Annotated in this window: 16 protein-coding genes; 10 read left to right on the forward strand and 6 right to left on the reverse strand. The window is 55.1% G+C overall.

The window, feature by feature from the left end; genetic code table 11:
* Positions 1-14: 14 nt before the first annotated feature.
* The 7 genes from V7775_RS22425 to V7775_RS22455 all read left to right on the forward strand — a co-directional run bounded on the left by V7775_RS22425 (position 15) and on the right by V7775_RS22455 (position 10,084).
* Positions 15-5,765 (forward strand): glycosyltransferase 61 family protein, encoded by a 5,751-nt coding sequence (locus tag V7775_RS22425; protein ID WP_335754168.1) that lies wholly within the window; start codon positions 15-17, stop codon positions 5,763-5,765.
* Positions 5,766-5,870: 105 nt separating this feature from the next.
* Positions 5,871-6,626: a hypothetical protein gene (locus tag V7775_RS22430; RefSeq protein WP_335754169.1), complete on the forward strand. Its 756-nt coding sequence runs from the start codon at positions 5,871-5,873 to the stop codon at positions 6,624-6,626.
* A 28-nt stretch (positions 6,627-6,654) separates the two neighbouring features.
* Entirely contained in the window at positions 6,655-6,900 is a 246-nt protein-coding gene (locus V7775_RS22435; protein WP_335754170.1) for a hypothetical protein, read from the forward strand.
* On the forward strand, positions 6,897-8,153 hold the full coding sequence (locus V7775_RS22440; RefSeq protein ID WP_335754171.1) for an AMP-binding protein: 1,257 nt from the start codon (positions 6,897-6,899) through the stop codon (positions 8,151-8,153). Before V7775_RS22435 ends, V7775_RS22440 begins: the two co-directional genes overlap by 4 nt.
* A 50-nt stretch (positions 8,154-8,203) precedes the next feature.
* A complete protein-coding gene (locus tag V7775_RS22445) occupies positions 8,204-8,938 on the forward strand; it encodes an SDR family NAD(P)-dependent oxidoreductase (protein ID WP_335754172.1) in 735 nt (244 codons plus the stop codon).
* Complete coding sequence (locus tag V7775_RS22450) at positions 8,919-9,302, forward strand: hypothetical protein (RefSeq protein ID WP_335754173.1); 384 nt, start codon at positions 8,919-8,921, stop codon at positions 9,300-9,302. The genes V7775_RS22445 and V7775_RS22450 overlap by 20 nt, the downstream gene beginning before the upstream one ends.
* Positions 9,303-9,319: 17 nt before the next feature.
* Positions 9,320-10,084, forward strand: coding sequence for a Stf0 family sulfotransferase (locus V7775_RS22455; RefSeq protein ID WP_335754174.1), 765 nt, complete (start codon positions 9,320-9,322; stop codon positions 10,082-10,084).
* An 88-nt stretch (positions 10,085-10,172) separates the two neighbouring features.
* On the opposite strand, the gene V7775_RS22460 is transcribed toward V7775_RS22455, so the two are convergent.
* Positions 10,173-11,090: an NAD-dependent epimerase/dehydratase family protein gene (locus V7775_RS22460; RefSeq protein ID WP_335754175.1), complete on the reverse strand. Its 918-nt coding sequence runs from the start codon at positions 11,088-11,090 to the stop codon at positions 10,173-10,175.
* A 280-nt stretch (positions 11,091-11,370) separates the two neighbouring features.
* Here V7775_RS22460 and V7775_RS22465 point away from each other — a divergent pair, with 280 nt between their 5' ends.
* Positions 11,371-12,366: a GSCFA domain-containing protein gene (locus tag V7775_RS22465; RefSeq protein ID WP_335754176.1), complete on the forward strand. Its 996-nt coding sequence runs from the start codon at positions 11,371-11,373 to the stop codon at positions 12,364-12,366.
* Here V7775_RS22465 and V7775_RS22470 read toward each other — a convergent pair.
* From V7775_RS22470 to V7775_RS22490, 5 genes are all read right to left on the reverse strand, one after another.
* Positions 12,344-13,279, reverse strand: a complete 936-nt coding sequence (locus V7775_RS22470) for a hypothetical protein (protein WP_335754177.1) — start codon at positions 13,277-13,279, stop codon at positions 12,344-12,346. The two genes, V7775_RS22465 and V7775_RS22470, sit on opposite strands and share 23 nt — an antisense overlap.
* Positions 13,269-17,192: a glycosyltransferase gene (locus V7775_RS22475; RefSeq protein WP_335754178.1), complete on the reverse strand. Its 3,924-nt coding sequence runs from the start codon at positions 17,190-17,192 to the stop codon at positions 13,269-13,271. Before V7775_RS22475 ends, V7775_RS22470 begins: the two co-directional genes overlap by 11 nt.
* A gap of 133 nt (positions 17,193-17,325) precedes the next feature.
* The gene (locus tag V7775_RS22480) at positions 17,326-19,050 is read right to left on the reverse strand and encodes a hypothetical protein (RefSeq protein WP_335754179.1); all 1,725 of its coding nucleotides are present in this window, start codon (positions 19,048-19,050) and stop codon (positions 17,326-17,328) included.
* Between the two features lie 300 nt (positions 19,051-19,350).
* The gene (scpB, locus tag V7775_RS22485) at positions 19,351-19,929 is read right to left on the reverse strand and encodes an SMC-Scp complex subunit ScpB (protein WP_335754180.1); all 579 of its coding nucleotides are present in this window, start codon (positions 19,927-19,929) and stop codon (positions 19,351-19,353) included.
* 2 nt (positions 19,930-19,931) lie between these two features.
* Positions 19,932-20,870, reverse strand: coding sequence for a DUF1403 family protein (locus V7775_RS22490; protein ID WP_335754181.1), 939 nt, complete (start codon positions 20,868-20,870; stop codon positions 19,932-19,934).
* Between the two features lie 125 nt (positions 20,871-20,995).
* On the opposite strand from V7775_RS22490, the gene V7775_RS22495 reads away from it, so the two are divergent.
* Positions 20,996-22,081: a tyrosine-type recombinase/integrase gene (locus V7775_RS22495; protein ID WP_335754182.1), complete on the forward strand. Its 1,086-nt coding sequence runs from the start codon at positions 20,996-20,998 to the stop codon at positions 22,079-22,081.
* Between the two features lie 161 nt (positions 22,082-22,242).
* Positions 22,243-24,522: a M10 family metallopeptidase C-terminal domain-containing protein gene (locus V7775_RS22500; protein WP_335754183.1), complete on the forward strand. Its 2,280-nt coding sequence runs from the start codon at positions 22,243-22,245 to the stop codon at positions 24,520-24,522.
* Positions 24,523-24,547 lie beyond the last annotated feature (25 nt).

Raw genomic sequence — 24,547 nt, forward strand, 5'->3', positions numbered from 1 at the left:
GTTGTAGTAAAACAATGAATTCCATATCGGATACACCCCGCCCCGACACATCACAAACACAGTGCATCGAGACTGCCCTTGCTGCGGGCGACTGGCCCCATGCATTGGAACGTCTGGGGGCACTTGCCAAATCGCAGGTAAAATTACGGGCGAATAAGGCGGGCTTTTTTCTAGATGAAATTGACCCGTTATGCACACGTATGGCGCATGAGATTGCGGGTGATTTTCCGGTTTCTTCCAATCCTGTCGGATTTGACCGTCCTGCCAATATCTATCTGGTCACGGAAATCTACCACTCAGGGGGGCACCGCAAACTGATCGAGCAGATCATCGCGGCCCGCCCTGACGAACGTCACATCGTGTTGTTCACGGGCGCCATGGAAGACAGCCGCAGCTTTGGGATGAAGGCCATTGTTGAGGCGGGCGGTTTCCCGATCTATCCCGATCCTGCGCTGGATCACTTTGACCGTCTGCTGTGGTTGCGTGAAAAGCTGGCAAGCTTTGCCGCGCAACGATTGTTTGTGTTCCACCATCCTGAGGATGTGCTGGCGGCGATCGCGCTTACGGAATTCAGCGGCGATTATGGCCCGCGTGCCTATGTCGTGCACCATGCGGATACCGTGGCGAGTGTGGGTGTTGATCTGCCACTGGCGACCCATCTGGCCATCCGCACCGAGCAGCAACAACAAATCAAGGCCCTGCGGCCGCAGTACCGCGTGCATCTTTTGCCGCTGGTGTATGCACCCGAGAACCTCAAGCCAAGTATCAAACCAGAGATCAAGCGCATCATCGCATCGGGCACGCGTACATTCATGGGAACCGGATCGCTGAACACGGCGACCTGCGGGGGGATGCATAAATTCCACGGTGAAGATACGCTGAGCCTGCCCAATGTGTTGGCCAGCATTTTGATGACAACCCGTGGTCAGCATTATCATATCGGTGCGGTCAGCGCTGGTATGCAGGGCAAGATCGAAGATGCGCTGTCTCAGGCGGGACAATCGCTGGATCGGTTGACCCTGATTGGCGAAGTGCACTCGGTTGCTGAAACGCTGGTGGCAAACGATGTTGACTTGTTTGTGACCTCCTTCCCCTCAGGCGGTGGATTGACGGTGGTTGAGGCGGCTTATGCAGGTCTGCCCATTGCGGTTTACGGCGGTGCCGGAGATGAAGTGGGGCGTTATATCGCGGGCCTAACCCATGCACCTGATGAAGTGCTGGTGTGGGAAACGGTTGAGGGTCTGGAAGACGCTTTGCGCGGGTTCTGGAAAAAGGGCGGCGTTGCGCGGCTGGAGGAAATGTCTGCCGCGTCCCAAAAGTGGTTTGAGCAGGGGCACTCATGGGCAAGGTTCCACAGACGCCTTCATGCGCTGATTAAAGTTTCAGAAACGCAGCGGTCTAGATCGCTGGATCTGGATCGCCGTCGCGTGGCCCAAGCGCTGTTGGATATTGAATATTACGAAACTAAAAATCCCGATGTTGTGGAAGCGGGGCTGAACCCGCTCGATCATTTCGTTTCTCATGGCGAGGGTAAATCGCGCCCTTGCAATGTGTTGTTTGATTCTAGTTTCTATCTCTCTCAGTTGAATGACACCGAACTTAAAATCGCTCAGAAAAAGCCGCTGACGCATTATGTGATGCGCGGCGAAGCTTGTGGATATAAACCGCATCCTTTGTTTGATCCTGTTTATTGTCGCGCCGCGCTTAAGGCTGCAAACCTGTGGGCGGCGCCAACGGGTGATCCGCTGACTGATTGCGTATTACTGCAATATCTAAAGGCCCCCGGCAGAGTCGCGACACATACCTTCTTTGACCCAATTCATTACGCACGTCAGGCGGGGCTGATCCCCGAAGATGAGACGGTGCTGGGACATTTCATCACAACAGGTGCGGATGACATGCTAAGCCCGCATCCGCTGGTTGATCCCGCATTGCTGGCAACCTCGGTCAAGGGCTTTGCCAAGACTTTTGTGACCTACCTGACCAAAGGGTCTCCGTCTTTCAACGAGCCAAACGGCGCGGCCCTGTTCGAGCCTAAAACACTAGCAACCAAAAAAATGGATCATTACGCAAAAGCGGCACCAAACGTGCTGTGGGCGCATTTGATTGAGGGGAACCTGCGGGGCCGTGACCCTCATACGTTGGTGTCTGTTGCTCACATTGAAAAGACTCGCCCAGGCACGTTGGTGTCCTCCAGGGTGGCATTGCAGGACCTGACGATAAACCGTCTGGGTGTGGACACACACCCGTTGGTGTCGGGGAACCACATTCTCAAACAAGCGCCCTATGCCGAGACGTTAAAGATCAGTTTGACGCAATATTTTATCGAAAACAGCATGGCGCATAACATCGATCCGCACCCGCTGTTTTCGACACAGTTCTATCTCTATAATAACCCCGATCTGAGCAATCTGAGCATCAGCCCGCTGCAGCATTTTCTGCAACATGGGCAGGTTGAGGGCCGTCTGCCGCATCCTAGTTTTGACGGCAATGCCTACTACCGCCGCTTCCTTAAACCGGAGGGGGGCGGGTCTCCGATCCTTGATTATGTGGCGCGCGGGATGCGGTTGTTTTTGCCAGCGCTGGCACTGGATGACGCCCAAGGACATATGTCAGGCAAAATGGCGCAAGGCCTGTTTGAGGTGGGCAGCGATGTTGCCGCAGCAGATATGCTGATTGGGGCCATTCACCCTGACGTGGGGGCCAAACACCCGACCCTCACCGCACAAACCCGACAGCTGTGCATTGACGATAGCGAAGCCGAGCAGGTCACGGAAATACATGCCACCGAACGGGTGCTGGTGAACCGCCCCTCTGTTGTTGCTCAGACCCATATCGCCCCACCGATTGGCGATTATATGGCCCCCGCCGCGACTGCCGCGCTGTACCGCGAGGCGACACTGATGCCGGGCAATGACGGGTTCATTGCGCAAAGTGGTGTATGGGTAGATCACGGGCTGGACGGGTTTGATTCTGACATCATGCAGGTCAAGGGTCACGGCGCGGTTGTGGCTGTGACAAAAGACAAAGTCCTGCTGCGCAGCTATGCTTCGGATGCGGGGCTGCCTACCGGCATTCTGGCCTCTGGAACTTATAGCAACAACTATTTCCACTTCCTGTTGGAAGTGCTGCCGCGCATTCTGTTGGCAGTCGATATTGCCCCTGAATGCACGCCCATTCTGGCTGATGATGGTATGCCCGAGCAGCATTACCAGGCGTTGCGTCTATATTTGCCCAAACATCCGATTGTGCGCCTTGCACGGCACACATCGGTTAAAGTGGGCAGGTTGTACGTGGGCAGCATGCCTAACGTCATTCAAGATGCTTTCGGCAGTGATATGCCTCCGGTGAATGCGGCCCGTTTCCACCCTGCGATCATTGCGCGTCTTGCCCGTTTGGGCGGCGACGGCACACAGACCACCCCGGGGGGGCGTTTGCTGTTGGAGCGCAATGGTCTCATGCGCAATATGCTGAACGCCACGGAACTGACTGCGGCGTTGAAAGAGCGCGATTTTGATGTTGCGCGCTGTGAGGAACTGACCTTCTCCGAACAGGTTGGACTGTTTTCAACATCTGGCGGCGGCATTGTTGCCCAAAGCGGTGCGCATCTGGCCAACATCTTGTTTGCGCCCAAAGGCACCCGTGTGTTTGCGTTGTTCTCCAACGCGCCGGGTACGAATTTCTATCTTTGGAGCGCGCTTGGTGCGCTGCTGGGTCATGACATCATCAATGTTGCGGGCTGGCGGATCATCGGGACGGCACCGGGGCGCGCGCCAGAGGCGCATGAAGCCTTCACCGTGCCAGTTTCTTTGGTAACACCTTTCTTCCCGCCACAGGCATCGGATGTCATTGCGGACAGCCCGCTGGACGAGGCCCGCGCGCATCTGGATGCGCTGTATGGGGCCTGCACCGAAGCAGACACGTTGACCAGCGCATGGAGCTTGCATTCAAGCCCGACACCAAAAGGGTTTGACGCGGCAATGACCGTGGCCCGCAGAAAGCTGCACGGCCTGTTGGAGACGCTACCGCAGGCAGATATTTCCAAGCTGTTGAAGCATGCGTTCTTTCAGGACTTCTCACGCAATACCCGCTCGGGGTTTGTCACGTTGCGCAACTATAACGCTGAGGAACTGGCGACGATTGCGCAGATCAATGCCCGCTTTGAGGCGCTGTCTGTTGTGGGTGAGGGTGCGGTAGGTGATCGCAAGATCGAGCAAGCCCTTGCATTGGCAATCCTGTATATTCCTGCATGGAAATTGCCGCTGGTTGGTCATCTGGACCTGTTTGAAACCGATGTGCAGCAGCTATATCTGAAATGGCTCGCCACGCCGCCCTATCTATACGCAGCAGGCGATGACGTTGGTTATGTTGCCTATACCGAACGGTTGCTGAGCTGGCTGTCACGCCATCTGGCACCAGAGGTAGAGGAAGACATCCGCAGCCGGGTTATGGAAGCCGCGGAACAGATCGATATGGGGCAGTTGTTGCTGGTGGATGCGCCGCTGCGCCCGACACTGGAAGCACGTAATACCCTGCTGGAGCATGTTGCACAGCGCAATGGACCTACGCCGCGCGCAAAGCCGCGTGCACAAGACCTGTCACAAGGGCGTATCCGCATCGGCCTGCTGTGCCGGACCTTTGCCAAAGGCCCCGACAGCGAGGCGGTGGTTGCATTCTTCCGCGCCTTTGATCCTGCCCGGTTTGAGATCTTCACCTACTCGATGGCCTTTAGAGACCGCGTAGTGAGTGATGATGCAGAATTTGACAAAATCTTTGACGAAGTGATCGAACACCGCCGTACGATCACGGGCGGACCACATGACATCCGCGAGACGATACTGGCGGATGATCTGGATGTATTCTTGTATGCCAACGCCACGACGTTTGGTGTGCGCGATCTGGAACGTGCTCTGTATCACCGTGTGGCTCCGATCCAGATGTCACTGAATTCGCATTTGCCAATCTCTCCGGGTTTCCCGTCGTTTGATTATTTTGTCACGGGACGCAGTGATGATCCGACAGCCGAAGTGCAGGATGTGCATCACCCAGAAACAGTGTTGAAGGTCGAGGGGCCTGTCATCAACTTCCTCAATTCGCTCAAGCCCAAAAAGCTGCCCGGTTTCAACCGTGCAACTCTGGGATTGTCCGAGGATGACGTTGTGATGATGAATGGTGGCTCGTCGCAAAAACTGCGCAGCGAAGGTCTGCGTACGATTCTGCGCGCCTTGCATGCTGTGCCCAACGGCAAGCTGCTGTTGGCGCCGTATAACCCGGGCTGGGCGGCCCGCAGTCAGGCGTTTGCGTTTAACCGCCAACTGGCTGACGCGGCTGAGGCTGTGGGCGTGTCGATGGACCGTATTATTGTGTTGGGCGAATTGAGCGTGCCCGAAGCGGAAGCTGCGATTGCGCTGTCGGATATCTATTTGTCCTCTTTCCCGCATGGGGGGGCCACGATGACGCATCTGGCGCTGATCTATGGCACGCCGCCTGTGGTGCTGCGCCGTGAGTTTACCCGCTCGATTGACCAATTTTTGGTGAGCACACTTGGATTTAATCAGATGCTGGCCAATACGCCGGATGATTACGTGGCGCTGGTGGCTGATCTGGCGCGTGACACTGCGCGCCGCAAGCAGCTGTCTGAAGAGATCAAAGAGGCCGCGAAAAACCCGCCCTTTGTTGCCAGTATGGCGTTTTCAGAAAGCATGCAGGCTGTTGTGAACGAGGCCTTGCAGAAACAATACGCCAACAACGACGGTGACGATTAATTTTAGCCCCTCATGGGTGGCACATGGGGCAGGATCGCTCGGCTTTGACGATCTTGTGATGTGCCTGTAGAGAGGGAAACGAAGAATTCGGTAGGAAGGTAACGTATGGACAATTTGATTGACCCTTCGGCAAAGATTGGCAGCAATGTCACGATCGGCCATGGCACACGTGTCTATGGCAACGTCGAGATCGGGGACAATTGCTCCATTGGTGATTTCTGTGTGATCGGCCATCCTGGTCCGGGCGAAAACGGCCCGCTTGTTCTGGGGGCGGATGCAACTGTGCGCTCGCATGCTGTGTTGTATGAGGGATCCACGATCGGTCCCAAGCTAGAGACAGGCCACCACGTTGTGATTCGTGAAGGATCGATGATTGGGGAAAACCTGCGGGTTGGTAATTTCTCGGACATTGAGGGCAGTGGGCGGATTGGTGATTTCGTGCGCATGCACGCCTATGCCCATGTCGGCAAAGGATCTGACATTGGTGATTTTGTCTGGCTGTTCTCACTGACCACGTTGATGAATGATCCGCTGCCGCCGTCGCATCTGGCAGACCCTGTCACCATTGGCGATATGGTCACCATCTGCGTGAACGCCCAGTTGATGCCGGGTGTCCGGATTGGCCGCGGGGCATTTATTGCCGCAGGCGCAGTGGCCAGCGGTGAAATTCCCACAGGCGCGCTGATCACAGGCCCCGACGGCGAAGTCGCGGGCCCTGTGCGATTGCTGATGCATATGGAAACCCGCACCCGCCATCCGTGGCACAAACATTTTGCGGATGCTTATCCTGAGCATGCCCGCGAACGCATTGCACAACTTGGCGCCGAGATCGACGCCGAGGCCGCAGAGCTAGACCTATAATTCCAAACCATTTGATTGAAAGAGACACATGGAACGCACAGAAATTCTGAACATCATGAACATGATCATGACTAAAAAAGGCCGTGCCGAGATCACGGACGAAAGCCAAGCCACACGCGATGTTAACTTTCGCAGCCTTGATTTCTCCGAAGCGGCATTGCGCATCGAATTCAAAATCGGGGGCGAGCTGACGTTTGATGCGGCCTCCATGCGCAAGATTGAAACTGTCAAAGACGTGTTGGACTTCTTTGAGGAAGCAACCAAAGCGGCATGACCGATCTGTGTGATCTAAACCGTGTGCATTTTGGCGACACCAGCGTAGATATTGCTGGGTTGCGTGATGAAGCGGCCGCAGCGTTGGGGGCTCAAGATCTGAGCAACCAGCGCTGTGTGTTTGTCGTGGACAGCATGCGCGAAGCGTTGGGATGTGTGGCTTATGGCATGTCTCATGATCTGGATTTTGGGGTGATTGAGCGCGCGCGCCTGTCTCCCGAAGTCGAGGGGCGCTTTGCCGAAAATGCGGTGCAACTGCGCAATGCCCATGATGGCAGTGCTGTGGGCGGTGCCGTTGCTGCGGGTGAGATCCAACAGGGCCGTGTCACGGTGCTTACGTCTGGCACCACGGGTTTGCTCAAGCTTATTCCGCATACGGCTGCCACACTTAATACCTTTGACCGTGTGCAATCACTGCCCGAAAACACATGGTTCATGCCGTATCAGATCGGCTCTTATGCGTGGTACCAGATGGTGGCGCTGGGGCTGTTCAAAGACGGCCAAGGCCTGATCCCCGGTGATTTCAGCGACCTTGCTGCCAGCTTTGAGAATGCGGTGACACGCGGTGTGGTCACGGCGATTTCCTCGACGCCGACGTTCTGGCGTCATGCGCTGATGTCGATCGACGAAGACACGCTGATGCGGGCGCAGTTGCGCAGCATTTCCATGGGCGGTGAGATTGTAGATCAGGCCATTCTGGACCGGCTTGCAGTTTTGTATCCGCAGGCCCGCATCCGCCATATCTATGCCTCTTCCGAGGCAGGCGCGGCGATTGTGGTCAGTGATGGGAAGGCAGGCTTTAAGGCCGACCTGCTGGAGCGCACGGACGGTGCAATCAGTGTGAAGGTTGAAGAAGGGCGTTTGTATATCCGCTCTCCTTATGCGAACCGCACGGATGGCAGTGGCTGGGTGGACACGCAGGATCTGGTGGAACAACGCGGTGACCGCGTTTATTTCCTAGGCCGTGCCGGCAATACGATGATCAATGTTGGCGGGCAAAAGGCATTTCCCCAAGACATCGAAGCGCATCTGATGGCGCATGAAGATGTGATCTGGGCACGGGTTGTGGCGCGCAAAGCCCCGTTGATGGGCGCGCTGCCTGTCGCGAGTGTTGTGTTGCGCAAACCAATGGACGAGATGGCAGCCGAGCTGATGCTGACGGCCCATTGCGAGGTGGGTTTGGCTGAATTTGCCATACCGCGCATGTGGGACTTCCTGAGCGATATCCCGATGAAAGCCAGTTTGAAAAGTTGACCCTGCCGCACAGATTTGGCGGGACTGAAATTGAATAAGGAATAAGCAAAATGCATACGACCGGACAATCGATCATCGTCAGTGGCGGCTCCCGCGGACTTGGCTTGCACATGGTTACACAGCTTTTGGAAGCGGGTAACAAAGTAGCGACATTCGCACGCTCGCACACCGAGGCCATGGACGATCTGAGCACCAAATACGGTGACAGCTTTTACTTTGCGCCACTTGATGCGGTCGATGTGAACGGCGTTACGGCGTTTGTGAACACAGTGTGCGACAAGTTTGGCGGCCAGCTGGACAGTGTTGTGAACAACGCAGCCATCGGTCAGGACCAGTTGCTGATGCACACTGATCCCGAAACGATCCAGCAAATCGTCAACATCAACATCGTTGGCCCTACATTGCTGACCCGTGTTGCGATCAAACGTATGCTGCTGCAGGGCAGCGGCAACATCTGCAACATCTCCTCGATCTGCGGTTCACGCGGTTATGCGGGCCTGTCAGTTTATGCGGGTTCCAAAGGGTATCTGGATGCGATGATGCGGGCCTTGGCACGTGAAGTTGGCGAAGCGGGTATCTTTGTGAACTGTGTTGCACCCGGTTTCTTCGAGAGCGAAATGTCGTCTGTGCTGCGCCCCGAGCAGTTGAACGCGATCAAGCGCCGGACCCCCACAGGTTCGTTGTCCAATGACGAGAACATCTTCAAAGTGGTGGATCTGGTCATTTCAGGCACAACAAACATGCAAGGCCAGGTGGTATTTGTTGATGGTGGCATCACCTGCTGATCAGGTTGTTGCACGGGTTTTTGGGGGCATTGTTATCACCGATAGCAATGCCTCTGGCCCGGCCAGCTATGATGTTCACGGCCTACGCTTTGTTTTTGTGCCTGCGGCCCAAGACAGCGCGACCTACGCCGTGGATGTAGAAAGCCGCAATACAGAGGTCCCGCCTTTTCTAGCGCAGCACTTTGCACCGAGCGACACACCGTTCTTTGAGCATTGGACAAGGTTAGAGGTGGTTGCTAAACTATCGGGACGTCCTGTGTTGGAACTAGTAAAAGAAAGTACATGTCTAAACTTGCCTGATAAAAATATTTCAATTCAACGTGTTGATACGTCGACGCATTGGATCGCTGTGGGCAGGAAATGACATTTTTGGAAAATGATATGACAGAAGCACCCCACAAAGAAATCTTGCTGTGTAGCACGCCACGAAGCGGATCAACCCTGCTGGCAGAGGCCATGCTCAACAGTGAATGTCTGGGGTGCCCTGATGAGTTTTTCAACAACAATCAGGAAAACAAAGGCGACCGCCCACATACGATTTTTGAAGAAAACTACAACAACCTCGGCGCGACCTCTTATGCTGATTATCTCGGAAAACTAGCCGCGCATTATAAGTCCGACAATAATGTGCACGCGGTCAAAATGCACTTTCAACACTTCAATCAGGCGTTGCGCACTGGTTATTTTCAGCACCCGGCCGAACGGTTCTATGTCTTTATCCACCGCGAAGATACGGTGGCACAGGCTGTATCGCTGGCGATTGCGGTTAAGACCCAGAAATGGAACAGCCGCATGAAGACCTCTCAGATGGGGGACGTAGATGTGCCTGACGAATTGCTTGCCCGTGCTTACCGCGAACTGGTTTTTGATAATCTGCGCTGGAAAGCCTTTTTCGAGATGTTCAACGTGCCGTACCTGTCGTTGGAATATGACGAGGTCACAGGCGATGTTGCTGGATCGGTGAAGAAGATCGCCAAACACGCCAAGGTGCGTCTAAAGCGCGGTGCGCTGGACGGTCTGGAACAACGCCTGACGGGCAAAAAGCAATCAAGCGATTTGAACGAACGTCTCAAGGGCAGACTGAATGGTATGCAGCTTGAGGATTACAAAGAGGGTAATATCCTCTTTGATACTAAGGTACTGTAATCAAATAAACTAACTGGTTTGATTAAACGCGCGCGGATATTCCGCGCGCGTTTTTGTTTCGAGCTCTAGAATTGAGATGTGGCGCGTATCACTTCAGCTGCGCCTGAACCCATTTCCACGTGTCTTCTATTCCAGTCCCAAGCGAGATTTTCTTGCCCCAGTTCAACTGGGATTGGGCCTTGCTTGTGTCCAGTACAACGCGCGGCACATCAAACCCACGGCCGGGTTTGTATATCGGGGTGATGTCGCTGCTTACGGTTCTGCGGATGTGATCCACAATGTCGTTGACGGATGCACCATCATTGCTGCCTGCATTGAAGGTACCACTTACGTCACTGATGAGGGCGCTGTGGCACAACTCTGCCAGATCGTGCACGTGGATATAATCGCGCACAACACTGCCATCACCCCAGACCTCGATTTGTTCGCCTTGTGCTAAACGCCACAGGTACGTCCCGATAATGCCTTGGGTGCCGGTATGTCCCTGACGGGGGCCATAGGGGTTGGAGGCGCGCAAAATAACGTGCTGCAACCCGTGCAATTTGTGTTCCATGAACAGGTAGTTCTCGATTGCGATCTTCACCACACCATATGAGCTGATCGGATTGAGGGGGTGGGTTTCTGCCACCGGATCGGTTTGGGGCACGCCATACACCGTCCCGCCCGAGGAAAGGTAGACCATCTTGCGCACGTTTGTTTGGCGCATCACTTCGAGCAGGCGCACCATGGCAATCAGGTTGCCTGTGATATCCGCAACGGGGTCCATATTTGATGTTGCCGGAACGGTTGTGCTGGCCAGATGGATCACAGCATCCACGCCCACCAATGCCTCAAATATCTGGGCCGTATCGCTGAGGTCGCACATAACGTATTCGACCCCTTCTAAGGGGGGGCGGTACATCTCGGGGCGACGATCCAGAACCCGCACGCTGGCACCTTGGGCCAGCAGACGATCCACCACATGCGATCCGATAAATCCGCAGCCGCCGATGACAAGAGCTTTCATTGAATATCTCCTCGATGTGTCGTGGCAAAGCCGTCCAGCATATGCGGAATGCTTGATGCGGCCGGGTCTTATCTGAATTGATCGCAATCTAGCGGTAATCGCAAGGGCTGTCCACCATTGTTGGCAGTCCTTACGTCAAGATAAATGCGTGTTAAGTTGCTGTAATATATTAAAAATATGATGTGCGCGTGTTGGTGCCTTACGGATCGCAATCGCCTTGACACGGCAGGGTGAACAGTATTGCTTTAGGGGTGATCCGACTGAACATTAGGTATTTTCAATGGCTTCTTACAAAGATGCATTCGCGCGTATGCGCGCAAACAAATTCGCCATTTGGGCGCCCAAAAACGAGCAAAGCATGGAGCCGCACCTTGCCGCGGCACGCATCCACAATGGCTATGCCGATATTGCGGGGCCAACGGATTTAACGCTACCCAAAGACGCACGGTTCTTTTGTGTTGGTTCGTGTTTCGCGCGTGAGATCGAAGATGCCATCGAGACGGTTGGATTTGACCCCGCGACCAAGACAATGTTTTTGAAAACCATTGCTGACAACCCCGATGAGTTTGAGCGTAACGCCGGCGTCATGGGGCGGCCCACGGCGTTTTTGAACCGCTATAATCTGGGTTCCATGGCGGACCTGATGCAAGAGATCGCGGGCACGCGAGACGCGGATGAGGGGCTGTTGTATTCTGCGGGTGGCGGTAATTTTCACGATTATCACTACACGCGACTGTTCAAATCCAAAACGCTTGAACAGTGCAATAGGCGCCGTGCGCTGATTACCGAAACGTACCGCGAAGCGGCTGCAAGCGCCGATGTTTTTGTGTTCACACTGGGCCTGTGCGAAAGCTTTTTTGATCTGGCAAGCAAGCGGTATTTGAACGTGACACCTGATCCAAAAGCTGCAGTAGGCCAGGATCTGGAATTCCAATTCTTGTCACTGGAACAGAATCTGGAAGCGGGTAAAAAGATAATTGAGGCCGTGACCGCCCTGAGACCGGATGCAAAAATCATCCTGACGGTTTCACCTGTTCCATTAGATGCGACATTTACCGATATGGATGTTGTTGTGGCCAATAGTCTGGCAAAATCCACGCTGGTTGTCGCCGCACAAACGCTGACCCAAACGTATGAGCAGTGCAAATACTTCCCCAGCTACGACATGGTCATGAACTCAACGCAGGAAAAAGCATGGCTGTGGGACCGCAAACACGTGGCTCAGCCGATGGTCAACCACATCATGAAGACGTTTACAGATCGCTACGCGCAGTAAGATCGACATCATAACGTGCGTGTAGATCGCCGTTGATTTCGTTGTATTGGCGTCGCACTGTATTGCGTGTCTTGGGGGAGAGTACCTTGTAGGAGCCTGACAGGTTTTCACCGTCCTGAATGGACTGGTTGATCTCGTTCATTTTCTGTTTTGCAGCGTCTGGACCATGATCAAGGAAAACCTGATTAACGGATGTGAGGACCGCATTAGAGACTGATCCGTTTGTGTCATGGCCAGGTATGGACATCTTTTTATAGTCCCAGTCGAACAGGGCGCAAAAATCACTACAAACATCCCCGCCTTCCAGCAGGTCGCGATCGAACTGGCGCACATGGACCTTTGCAGGTTTGATGTGCGTCTCGATCTCTGACAGCAGCCGCGAGAAGTTCATAATGGGGATATAAGCTTCGCGATTGAGAAAGGCGAAGAGGTCTTGCTCGGTCAGGAAATGCGCGCCCAGATGATCTGTGCTGCATCTTTGCAGCAGGATTTTATTACGCTGGTTGTACAGGGATTCCGCAAACAGGTCCTGACGCCTGACATAGAGAACAACCTCAACGTCAAACCCGCTGAGTGCAACACCAAGGTCTGCGTATTTCTTTTGCCGTGAAAAATCCTCGGCGGAGAGAACAGCGGTGCGCGTATCCCCGTCAATCTGGGCCCACAGGGTCTGCAGGGCATCCTCGTTCAATGGCTTAAAGGAGCTGGGATAATCGGCATAGGTGCCCGCAATGCGGTTGTGCCTGAAAGGTGAGGTAGACAGGCGGCTTTCGTCTTCGGAGGCATCGGGAAGATGTGGAAAATGATAGCCTTGCGTGTCCAGATAGGCTGCCGACCCCGCAAGCATAACCTGAATACTGCTGGTGCCTGTCTTTTGAAGACCAATGTGGAGGATAAGCGGGTTAGGTGTCATTGGAGCCCTCACTGAGCACAGTGTTCTTCTTCCAGCGCGATGCGCCTACATCACTATAAAGGGCTGCATATCTGTTTACCATGCGGTCCAATTTGAATTGTGCATCAAAGCGTGCTTGGGCATGGCCGCCAAAGGCTTCGCGCACACTTGCGTCCAGCATACGTCTTGCGGCTTGTGCAAAATCGTCTGTGTCCAACCCTTCGCCTTTGAGCGGCACCAGAATGCCCGCTGCTTGCGGGCCCGTCCCCAGAATATCAGCGATTTCGCCAATATCAGTTGCGATCAGTGGCAGACCTTTGGCCATCATTTCGATCAAAACCAGCGGCAGGGATTCACCTACAAAATAGCTGGGCAGCAGGCCTATGTCAGCCACGGCAAAGTAATCTTGAAGGTTTGAAACCTGCCCCATCAGATGGACGTTATCAGGTGCTGCGGCACGTGCGGCATCCGCAGAGGGCCCCTCACCAATCAGCATCAGGTCTACCTTGTGGCCTTGTGCATTCAGGCTCTGTGTAAGGGCAATCGCCTCACCCCAGCCTTTGGACGGGATCGCGCGCGACGCAAGACACATCACCACAGCATCTTCGCGCAGCCCTAGCGCACTGCGTTCCAGCACCGTGCCCACAGGTTCGGCACGCATCCCGTTGGGAATGCGCAGCAGCGTTTCAGGGCGGGGGTATGTGTCAAAGATGGCGAGGTTTTTCTCGGCCGTATAAACCCAGGCGCTGGCGCGGGTCAGCATGCGCTTCATCCGCTCGGGGAAGGTGCCGTCAATTTCGGGATGTTTGATAAATGTCTCGTGGCAACCATGCATCGAGATGATCCACGGGATATCGGCAGGCAGTTTTTCGCGGTAGCTGTCGACCATGGCATCGGCCCACCAGATGCTGGAGTGGATGATGTCCACATCGTGGCGTGTGACGATTTCATCGAGGTATGCACCCGGGCCGCCGTTTTCGTAATAGGCAACGCCGATGTCCAGCTTGGCCAGAACAGCAGGGTGTGTGGGTTGGGAGGCGACATTGAACAGCACTGCCCGCCCACCCCGTGCAGCCCATTCATTGGCCAGTGAGATAGCAAACATTTGCCCGCCCCCCGGGGACAGATCAGGGGCAACCACCAACAAGGTGGGTAGGGATTTGGCCGGTTCAGGGGCCTGTGCCAATGCGGCAGGGTCGGCCACGTTGAAACGGGCAACATCCTGATCCAAAAACGCCTGAATTTGCGTGCGCGCGGCAGGGCCCTGCACATATGTACGGCCCAGATAGGCTCGCACATCTGCCAGTTCCTCGAAGTAGCGCAGTGACCCTTCGAGTTTATGTGTCACGGTTTCGGTATGACGGCGGTGATAGTTGAGCGGTGCCGTGGAGAAGCCCACAAGCCCGCCCTTCATCGCACGAGTATAGAAGAACCAGTCGCCACACAGGCGCATGTTGGTGACCTTCTCGATGAACTCGGGTTCTGCATCAAAGCGGCGGAACATCACGCCGCTGGCGTTGGGGATCGTGTTGGCAATGCCAAGGCCGTGGTTTGCTTCTTCGTTGTCGGTCACGATGTAATCATTGTCAAAGCGGCCCGGCGCGATGCGGTCCAGATAGATCGGGCGGTAATCCCCAATCACCGATCCATCCGCGCGCACAGGTACGGACATACACGATGCCATGCGCATGTTGCGGTCATCAAACATCGGCAACAGGGTGGTCAGAAGATCGGGTTCGCAATAGTCATCCGCTTCAGCCAGCCAAATGATATCGGATTTGGCCATATCCATGCCCAGCATCCACTGTTTGAACGGCGAGCCTGAGTTTTCGGTGTTGAGCTTTACCTGCGTCCCCGGACGGGTGGCTGCAAAATCAGTCAGCAGCTTGGCAGAATTATCAGGCGAGGCATCATCCAGCAGGATAATCTCGAAATCCTGAAACTCTTGGGCTGTGATACTATCAAGGCGCTCTGGCAGGTAATCTTCGTAGTTATAGTTGGGCAGCACCACGCTGACCTCGGGGGTCATGCCGGCCACTTCGCGCAAATGATGCAGCAGCAGGGGGGCGACCACGTTGATGGTGTGTTTGGTGGCGACTTGCTTCATGCCGATTTCACCCACTTGGGTGCGCAGGGCAGGATCGCGCGCATAATGCGTGACCGCATCGGCCATTGCGGGGATGTCCATGAAGGGCACGGAAACGCCGCTGCCATCACGTACAAAATGTTCGGCGCCGCCTGCGTCTTTGAAACAGACCACAGGCACTCCTGCTTGGGCCGCATAGATCATCACCAGCGGGAATGGATCCTCTTGTGAGCTGAGCAAGAAGACATCGGCGCCTGCCAACTTGCCTGCCACGTCAGGTTCGTAACCTGCGAATGTCACGCGGTCCTGAATGCCTGCTGCGGTGGCTTGGGCGATGCAATCATCCACATCCGGGCCGCCGCCGAGCCAGACAAATTGTGCATCCACACCGCTGGCCAATACGCGCGCGGCGGTTTCCACAAATTTGTCTGGTGATTTGCGCCAGTGCGCCACGCCGCAACCCATCACCAGAATACGTTCAGGTGGGATGCCCATGGCGGTACGCGCGGCCGCGCGGCGTGCCATGCGGTCAGCCTCGGTATCATCTGCGGGCAACGCTTCGACAAAGCTGTGCGCTGCCGTGAGGCGTTCAGGTGCGATCCCGTGCACATCGCGCAGGGCAGTCAGCACATCAGGGCCACCACAAACCACGTGGTCCGTGTGTTCCTTCAGCAATGCCACCTCGTCGGGGTACATTTCGAGGATCTTTTCCAGCTCGTGGATGAAGGCCACGCTGGGGGTGTCATCGGTCCAGTATTTGTAGAAACTGCCGCTGGCGATGGAATTAACAAAGATCCCTTTGATCCCTGCATCCGCGCCCTCATGTGCCCATGCGTTCATGGCGGCTGCGCGGTCGGCCTCAGCGTGGTCTGACAAGACAAACACAGGTGCGATTTCTTCGAACTCAGCCAAGAAAGGGCCGCCCTTGACCGCGACAATGCCCACCGAGAACCGCGTGGAGGATTGCACCCAGTCGGCAAAGAGCTTCAGCACACGCTGCGCCCCGCCAAGCTGCGCATCATGGGTAACCAGAATAAGCCGGCCGCGCGATCCATTTGTGCGCAGGTTGTTGGCGGCGCGCAGCACAGGTGCTGTGTTCAACTGATCATAGAGCGGAGCCGTCTTTTTGCCCGGCTGCGGGTCTAACTGGAAACCCTTATGGGGGAGCAGGTTTTCCTCCCAACCGGCGCTGAGATAATGGGCCAACGGCTCACACAGTTGGGCGGCTGGATCAAGGTAGGCGTCCTGATACCACTGCGCGTCAAATTTGGGGTGCGGGTTGCGCCCCTCACGCCAGCCTGTGGTAATATAATCAAGCCACGGGTTGGTTTGTATCCCGTATTGGTCGCGGTACCATGCACCGTCAAATACGGGGTGCGGATTGCGCCCCTCACGCCAGCCCATTTGCAGGTAATGCGACAGGGGTTCCAGGCCTGCCTTGGCCACGTCAGGATTTTCGGCCAGATACCAATTTGTGTCAAACAGCGGGTGCAGGGTGCGCCCCTCGCGCCAGCCTTTTTGTAAGTAATGCCACCACGGATCAATGTTGGCGGCCATGACATCAGGGTTTTGCAGCAGATACCAAGACGGATTGAACAGCGGATGGGGGCTGCGCATTTCACGCCAGCCCATGTTGCAGTAGTCAGTAGTGGGTTCCAGACCCTGCAGCGCCAAGTCTGGTGCCTGCTGCAGATACCAACTGGTGTCGAACAGCGGATGCGGCGATCGTCCCTCGCGCCAGCCAAACGTCAGATAATGGGCCTGCGGACCGTTTGGAAAAGACTGCACATCAGGATTTTCGGACAAGTACCAATCAGGGGAAAATACTTCGGTAATCAGAGATCGCATTTTGGGATATCTTTCAAACGGGTCGGAAAAGAAATTTAGAAATATTGGAACACTTTAAATACAGATACATTTGTATGCAAAGACAACAGTCATGATGGGCGGCAGAGTTTATAAGCGAGGACGTGCCTAGCGATTAACGGGATCTGAGAAGAAGAACGAGACTGCGCAGTGGTTTGGTAATTTTCCACGATGTACTGTTGCGCAATGCCCAGTTGTCAGCGGCGACTTCTTCAATGCGCGCGCGCTGCTCCGCCTCTTGCTCGGTGAGCTGCTGTAGCTGTTGATCGCTTTGCTTGCGGCGTGCAACAAGGGTTGTCTCAAGCGTCTTTTCAAAGTCGGCTTGCAGGGTTGCACGTTGCGTCCGCGCGGTTTTTTCCAGCTGTTGGTGCGCTTGTTTTTGCGCGTCCAGCTCGCCTTGGAGCTGGGCATTCTGGGTACGGCTCTGTGTCAGAGTGGCCTCCAGATTTTTCGCAAATTCGGCTTCCATGTTTATCCGCAGCAGACGCATCTCTTTTTGTTGCTGTTCGTGTTGCAGTGTAAGTTCGTTGATGCGCTCGGCGTTTTTTGCATTCTGGCGGGTCAGATCTTCGGTCTCTGAGGTCCGCTGTGCAAGCGTGCTTTGGAGTTGCCATTTCTCTTGATCAAGCGCGGTGAATTCTTTGCGTAGGGTTTCAAGCTCTTGTGCGCTGCGTGTCAAATCTTCTGTCAGCGCGGCATTGGTCCGCTCGGCTGTCAGGCGTTGCGCCTCCAGCGTCTCAAGGCTGGCAGCGCTGGCTGTCAGGTCTGCCAGCAGGTTTGCCGTTTCTTCGATCTGGGACTGGGTTTCGGCTTCGCTGGCTTTCAGCCGTGCGGCCACGTCTTGGGCTTGCTCCTCATAGTCGCGTATGGACCCTTGGCTGCTGATTTTTACATCAACGAGTTCCTGACGTGTTTCGGCCAGCTCGGATGTTGTGAGGTCTAGCGCGGCTTTGTGTTGGGTGCCTTCGCGTATCAGCTTGCCGAACAGGGGCGCAGTGGCGTCGAATTCTTTGCGCACGGCGTCAAAGACAGAAAAGTCTTTTGGATCTTCACCAGTGTCAGACCAACGTTCCAGCACAGCATAGATTTGCTCTACCCAATTGGACAGCAAGCGGTGGCCTTTTGTCTTGGGCACGGCTTTGTCGCTGTTGTTTAAATCAGCACTCAGGAAAGTATCAATCTCGATATCAACCGCATCTGAATCGCGCGGGAACACAAGGCCTGTGCATTCCTTGATGTTGGCGACAACGGCGCTCCAATTGTCGAGCAGAAGGTCGTAACGGGTAAAGCAACGTGTGGCGCCCCGCGATCCGGTTTCGGCGTCTAATGTGTGGCGCAGCCACAGCAACATACCATAGGGCAGTGACATCCCGTCACGGGTGTTCAGCGATGTGGCCACAGCAACCGGATTGCGGTGGATATGCACATAGGTTGGTGTGATTTTCTCTTGTTTAAACAGGCGGTTCCAAAAGGGCATCACCAGACACACGCGAGGGTCCTTGAGAACAAAGAGGTGGGAGGCGCCAAATTCCTCCTCCAGCACGGTTGTCCCTGTCGATAAAAATTCTTCTGCGCGGTGGGTCTCGACCCATTCGGGGTTAAAGGGCTGCCAATCGTCCCACCGTGCACCACCGGATGCCAAAATGGCGTCATTCATCTGATACAGCTGGATCGACTCGTAATAGCCTTTTTCATTGAATGGGTTTGCCGGCATGAGCGTTTGGGGCAGGTCGCATCCAAGGCGTGCCAGCACACCAGCAAGTGCGGATGTGCCCGAGCGGTGCATCCCTAAAACAACCAGTGCATTTCGGGATTTTGGCGAAAAGCGTTTGCGTGTCATGGGAGATGGCGTTCCTTGGTTGAAATGTCCGCCTTTACAAGGTCAAACAAACGAATACGACAGTGCTCTAACGCGTCAAGGCAGGCCTTGAAAAGGGTGTTGTATGCACAAAGGCGAGGTTTGGGACAATTGTGGCCGTTATGGGCAGGCATATATGTGCGTTGAGGGGTCGTCTTTTGGGTGGGGTGCAACGGGTATTACCTTTGATATCCTCCTAACTCTATAAATTATCATACGCATAGAAACCACCTGATACCCACATGCCGCTACACTGCGTCTTTGGTGCGCCGATGGGCAGCCTCAGTCAAGTAGACCTGCATCCCGCAGCCCATCGGGGTGGGGCAAGTCGTGTAAGTCTTGCAGGTCAAATACGGTCAGGAATTTTTGCGTTGTGACGTAGGTATGGGGCGCACCGCGGCGGGGTGCGCGCGGGCCTGTTGTAATCAAACCTTGTGTACGTAGGCGTACAATTAGATCACGACTGATGTCTTTGCCAAAGATGTCCTTTAGCCCGTCACGGCTCAGGGGTTGATGGAATGCGATGGCTGCAAGAACCGTGATTTCGGCGGTGTTCAAATCCAACAGATGTGGGCCCACATCAGCAGCTGCGCGAATGGCATCTGCAAATTGCGCGCGGGTGCGAAACATCCACCCCTCGGCCCCCTTGGTCAACACATAAGGACGGCCTGCAAGCTCGGCCTGAATGTCCTTGATCAGCAGCTCAATCGAGGCCCCCTGCCCGACAATGCGTGCCAAATCGGCCGTTGAAACAGGGGTGGCGCTGGCAAAAACCACGGCTTCGATTCTATCCATCCACATGCGCCATCGCTGCGCAGGCATCAAATCGGCCAGATCACGGTCAAATGTGTCTTGCACCATTTCTACAAACCATACAGCCGAAAGCTCGGCCTTCCTGTCAGTTCGCGCACCACACCAAGATGCACCAAACGTTCGCACAGCCTGCGCGCGGCGCGGTCCGTCATGGCAACGCTGCCGCCCTTGATCATTGGCGATAACATGCCCGAGGGTGACACAGCATCATACCTCAGGAAAACCGACACTGCCTGTGTGGCCCCTTTGGCGCGCAAGTGGTGTGTGATGGCGTTCAATTGCGCCGCGCGCCGCGACACATCACCCAACCGCCTGAGGCCAGTGTCACAGGCAGCAATCACCGCCCCGTGCATGCGGTGCGCAGCCTGGGCACCACCCTGTACAATGATCCGCAGATCGGCTGCGGTAAGATACGTGGCACCCAACGGCACAGGATGTGACCACCCCATCGCACGCGCAAGTGCGACATCTGCCAAAATCAACGCAGCCGTTTCGTGCCTAGGGAACTGGTGCAATGCCTCTGAGAACGCATGTACCGCTAACGCGACAGGTGATCCCTTTTTGCTGAATACTGCAGGCAGGGCCGGACCCATCTGTTTGGGCAAAAGCCGTGCCACCTGCTGTTGCCATCCCCTTGCCTTCAAGTTGATCTGCGCGGCTTTGCGCCACATCGAAAACATCTCTCCCGCAGGGCCTAACGCGTCACTTGCACGGGCTAAACATACCGCATCGCGCATGCCTGACAGGGTTTCAATACGGCCGCCCAGTTTAAGGCAGGCCACCGCAGCGTCCAATGCAAGACGGTCGCGCCACAGGTCCACAGAGGGGGCATTTTGCACATCACTTAGTGCCGCATCCAACACGGCAAGTGCTGCCCCTGACGAGAAGGCCAGATGCTCTATATCCTGACCCTGCCGGGAGGTGATCCAGGCCGGCAAGGAGCGGGTCTGTGTGGGCATCCATGTATCAGATTTAGGTGTGATTTTCATGGAGGTAGTTTAAGGTACTCCGGCGTTTATTTCCAGAAAATATGCACTTAAGCGCCGCGCCTTGTTGTTCATTGTTAGGTCCAATAAGTTTGCATTATCGGACGTAACTTAATACGCTCAGCACCATGTCAAAAAACCAACAGAAACCGCCCTCAAAACCTGCAAACCCGCCCTTATCCAATGAGGATGCTGTCTCTCCCGAAGGCATAACTGTTCCCGATCACGTCGCCGGATCAGGCTCTCTTGATCGTCTTGTAGACACAGCCCGCGACTACGCACGTCAGGCGACAGCTGAGAACACCAACAAGGCTTATGCCAAAGACTGGGCACATTTCACCAGTTGGTGTCGCCGCCGCGGAGCCGAGCCGTTGCCCCCCTCCCCCGACCTTATCGGTCTTTATATTGCAAATTGTGCGGCACCCGACACCAAGGTCCCTGCCCTATCCGTCTCTACCATCGAGCGCCGCCTGTCGGGCCTTGCGTGGCAGTACCAGCAGCGCGGTTTTGTGTTGGATCGCAAGAACCGCCACATCGCCACGGTTCTCGCTGGGATCAAACGCAAGCATGCCCGCCCGCCTGTCCAAAAAGAAGCCGTGCTGGCAGAGGACATCCGCGCCATGATCGCCACGCTGCACTTTGATCTGCGCGGGCTGCGGGATCGCGCGATCCTGTTGATCGGGTATGCTGGCGGGCTGCGCCGGTCCGAGATTGTGAGCCTAGATCACAGCCGCGATGATACCCCTGATAGCGGTGGTTGGATCGAGATCGAAGATGAGGGCGCAATCTTGTTTTTGCGCGGCAAAACGGGCTGGCGCGAAGTTGAGATTGGCCGGGGCTCATCCGAGCAAACCTGCCCTGTACATGCGCTGGAGCAGTGGCTGCATTTCGCCAAGATCGACTTCGGTCCCTTGTTCAGACGCACGTCGCGGGATAATACACATGCTCTTAATACGCGCCTGTCGGATAAACATGTCGCGCGCCTGATCAAGAGGACGGTGTTGGATGCCGGATTGCGCAGTGAGCTGCCCGAAGCCGAACGTGTGGGCCTGTTTTCAGGTCATAGTCTGCGTGCGGGGCTTGCCTCGGGGGCGCAGGTGGATGAGCGCTATGTTCAAAAACAGCTTGGGCATGCCTCAATCGAGATGACACGTCGTTACCAACGCAGGCGGGATCGGTTCCGTGTCAATCTGACAAAAGCTGGGGGGCTTTAAGGAGTTATGCCTGATTTTCCATGTGGACCCGAGCGCTGCTGCCGCGCTGATTGCCTCGATCAACACGTATAGGATTGAGGATAAACTCCATATTCAGGCCTCAAGAAAGACAAAGTTAATATGTCTTAATGCCCGAGCGATGAGAATGAGGAGAGCACCGCATGATTACGAGAGCAGCAGCGATTGCCGGAGTGTCCGATGACCTGTCCATCACCACAACGTCAGGGACGGTATATACTGTACCCGGGCCGCTGAACGGCGACAGTTCGGCTGCATCTCCTTATGTATTCACATACCAATACGCAGGCACTTCACAGCCCGGCGATTTATCTAGCCAGTTCTCAGGTTGGACCGCTTTCACGTCTGCCGAAAAGGCCAGATATGAAGAGCTTCTTGAGTATGTAGAGACCATCGCAAATGTCGACTTCCAGCTTGTCTCGGGACAGTCCGACCCGACAATGAATGTTGGGAAAGTCTCTCTGGGTAGTGGTACCGCGGGTGTTGGTGGCTTTGGATACGGGATCTCGATTAACGGCAGCGGCGCAGTCACGATGACGAATTATGATAACTTTGTTGTCTATGACAACGATATTGATATCGCCTCTGGTCAGGACCATCTTGTCCTGCACGAAATTCTGCATGCCCTTTCCTTGATACACCCGTTTGAAGGCCCAAACCCGCTTCCTGATGAGTATGAGAACGGCAAATATTCGATCCTGTCCTATACGGCCAACCCCGACAACGGCTTGCAAGCCGACGGGCTTCAGCTGTTTGATATTCTGGCACTTCAGGAGCGGTGGGGCGCAAATACAGCAACCGCAACGGGCAACAACAGCTATGTTGGCGCACGCAATACAACAGTTGATGTTATCTGGGATGCAGCGGGTACCGACACCTTTGATGCATCTGCTAAAACAACTGATGTTACCCTGAGCTTGGTTGAGGCCACCTTCTCCAGCTTTGACAGCCTCAATGATGTTGCCATTGCATATGATGCGGTGATCGAAAACGCGATTGGCGGATCAGGTAATGACGAGATCACCGGAAATACGGTTGCAAATGACCTACGCGGCGGTGCTGGCAGTGACACGATCGAGGGCGGCACTGGCACTGACGCTCTGTTTGGGAACGGTGGCGATGATGAGCTGTCAGGCGGCGATGACAACGACGTCCTTATCGGGGGCGCTGGCAAAGATGTATTGAACGGCGGGAACGGCACAGACCGCGCGCAATATAACGATGCCACGGCAGGTGTTCTGGCTGATCTACAAGTTGCGGCGAACAACTTGGGTGATGCGGCAGGCGATACATATGCTTCAATCGAAAATATCTATGGTTCTGGGTTCAGTGACAATCTGCGCGGCGATGGCGCGGCTAACACCATTTGGGGGTACAATGGCGGCGATATTCTGTATGGGCGTGCGGGTAATGACATCCTCTCGGGGATGAACGGAAATGACACGTTATACGGACAGGGCAATGACGATGATCTGCGCGGTGGCGCGGGCAATGACATTCTACTGGGCGGTGCGGGCAGTGATATTCTCAACGGCGGCAGTGGCGTAGATCGCGCTCAATATAACGATGCCACCGCAGGTGTTTTGGTCGATCTTCAGGATGCAGACAATAATCTGGGGGATGCGGCAGGTGATACATATGTCTTGATCGAAAACGTTTACGGTTCCGCATTCAGCGACAACCTGCGTGGTGACAGTGGAAACAACTCCCTTTGGGGCGACGGCGGCGGCGATGTTCTCTTCGGGCGTGCGGGTAATGACGTCCTCTCGGGGATGGGCGGAAACGACACCTTGTACGGACAAGCGGGTGACGATGACTTGCGCGGTGGTGCAGGTGATGACATTTTGCTGGGCGGTACAGGCAGTGATGCACTTAATGGCGGCAGCGGCGTAGACCGCGTACAATATAGTGACGCGACAGCAGGCGTTCTGGCTGATCTTCAGATATCAGCCAGTAATTTGGGCGATGCGGCAGGCGATACGTATGTCTTGATCGAAAACGTTTACGGTTCAGAATTCAGCGACAACCTGCGTGGTGACAGTGGCAATAACACCCTTTGGGGTCATGATGGCGGCGACGTTCTATACGGGCGCGCAGGCAATGATGCCCTTTGGGGCATGAGCGGGAATGACACGCTATATGGTCAGGGCGGTGATGACGTTCTATGGGGCGGTGCTGGTGGTGATCAATTTATGTTCGAAGACAGTTTTGGTCAGGACAACGTTATGGATTTTGACACCGCGCAATCTGGCGAGACACTCAATCTGGCGGCGGTTACTGCGATAGCAAATTTCACCGATCTGGGTACCAATCACCTAAACCAATCAGGCAGCGATGCCGTGATCAGCGATGGTTTGGGTAATACGATTACCCTGCAAGGCGTCGATATGACTGATCTGACTTTGGATCACTTTGTCTTCTAACTACGTTGTGAGACAGGGGATGGAT

The sequence above is a fragment of the Sulfitobacter sp. genome (assembly GCF_036960155.1).
Classification (GTDB): Bacteria; Pseudomonadota; Alphaproteobacteria; order Rhodobacterales; family Rhodobacteraceae; genus Sulfitobacter.

Excerpts from the sequence above, each read along its gene's own strand:
- V7775_RS22425 (WP_335754168.1), top strand. The coding sequence starts at position 15 with ATGAATTCCATATCGGATACACCCCGCCCCGACACATCACAAACACAG.
- V7775_RS22430 (WP_335754169.1), top strand. The coding sequence starts at position 5,871 with ATGGACAATTTGATTGACCCTTCGGCAAAGATTGGCAGCAATGTCACG.
- V7775_RS22435 (WP_335754170.1), top strand. The coding sequence starts at position 6,655 with ATGGAACGCACAGAAATTCTGAACATCATGAACATGATCATGACTAAA.
- V7775_RS22440 (WP_335754171.1), top strand. The coding sequence starts at position 6,897 with ATGACCGATCTGTGTGATCTAAACCGTGTGCATTTTGGCGACACCAGC.
- V7775_RS22445 (WP_335754172.1), top strand. The coding sequence starts at position 8,204 with ATGCATACGACCGGACAATCGATCATCGTCAGTGGCGGCTCCCGCGGA.
- V7775_RS22450 (WP_335754173.1), top strand. The coding sequence starts at position 8,919 with ATGGTGGCATCACCTGCTGATCAGGTTGTTGCACGGGTTTTTGGGGGC.
- V7775_RS22455 (WP_335754174.1), top strand. The coding sequence starts at position 9,320 with ATGACAGAAGCACCCCACAAAGAAATCTTGCTGTGTAGCACGCCACGA.
- V7775_RS22460 (WP_335754175.1), bottom strand. The coding sequence starts at position 11,090 with ATGAAAGCTCTTGTCATCGGCGGCTGCGGATTTATCGGATCGCATGTG.
- V7775_RS22465 (WP_335754176.1), top strand. The coding sequence starts at position 11,371 with ATGGCTTCTTACAAAGATGCATTCGCGCGTATGCGCGCAAACAAATTC.
- V7775_RS22470 (WP_335754177.1), bottom strand. The coding sequence starts at position 13,279 with ATGACACCTAACCCGCTTATCCTCCACATTGGTCTTCAAAAGACAGGC.
- V7775_RS22475 (WP_335754178.1), bottom strand. The coding sequence starts at position 17,192 with ATGCGATCTCTGATTACCGAAGTATTTTCCCCTGATTGGTACTTGTCC.
- V7775_RS22480 (WP_335754179.1), bottom strand. The coding sequence starts at position 19,050 with ATGACACGCAAACGCTTTTCGCCAAAATCCCGAAATGCACTGGTTGTT.
- scpB (WP_335754180.1), bottom strand. The coding sequence starts at position 19,929 with ATGGTGCAAGACACATTTGACCGTGATCTGGCCGATTTGATGCCTGCG.
- V7775_RS22490 (WP_335754181.1), bottom strand. The coding sequence starts at position 20,870 with ATGAAAATCACACCTAAATCTGATACATGGATGCCCACACAGACCCGC.
- V7775_RS22495 (WP_335754182.1), top strand. The coding sequence starts at position 20,996 with ATGTCAAAAAACCAACAGAAACCGCCCTCAAAACCTGCAAACCCGCCC.
- V7775_RS22500 (WP_335754183.1), top strand. The coding sequence starts at position 22,243 with ATGATTACGAGAGCAGCAGCGATTGCCGGAGTGTCCGATGACCTGTCC.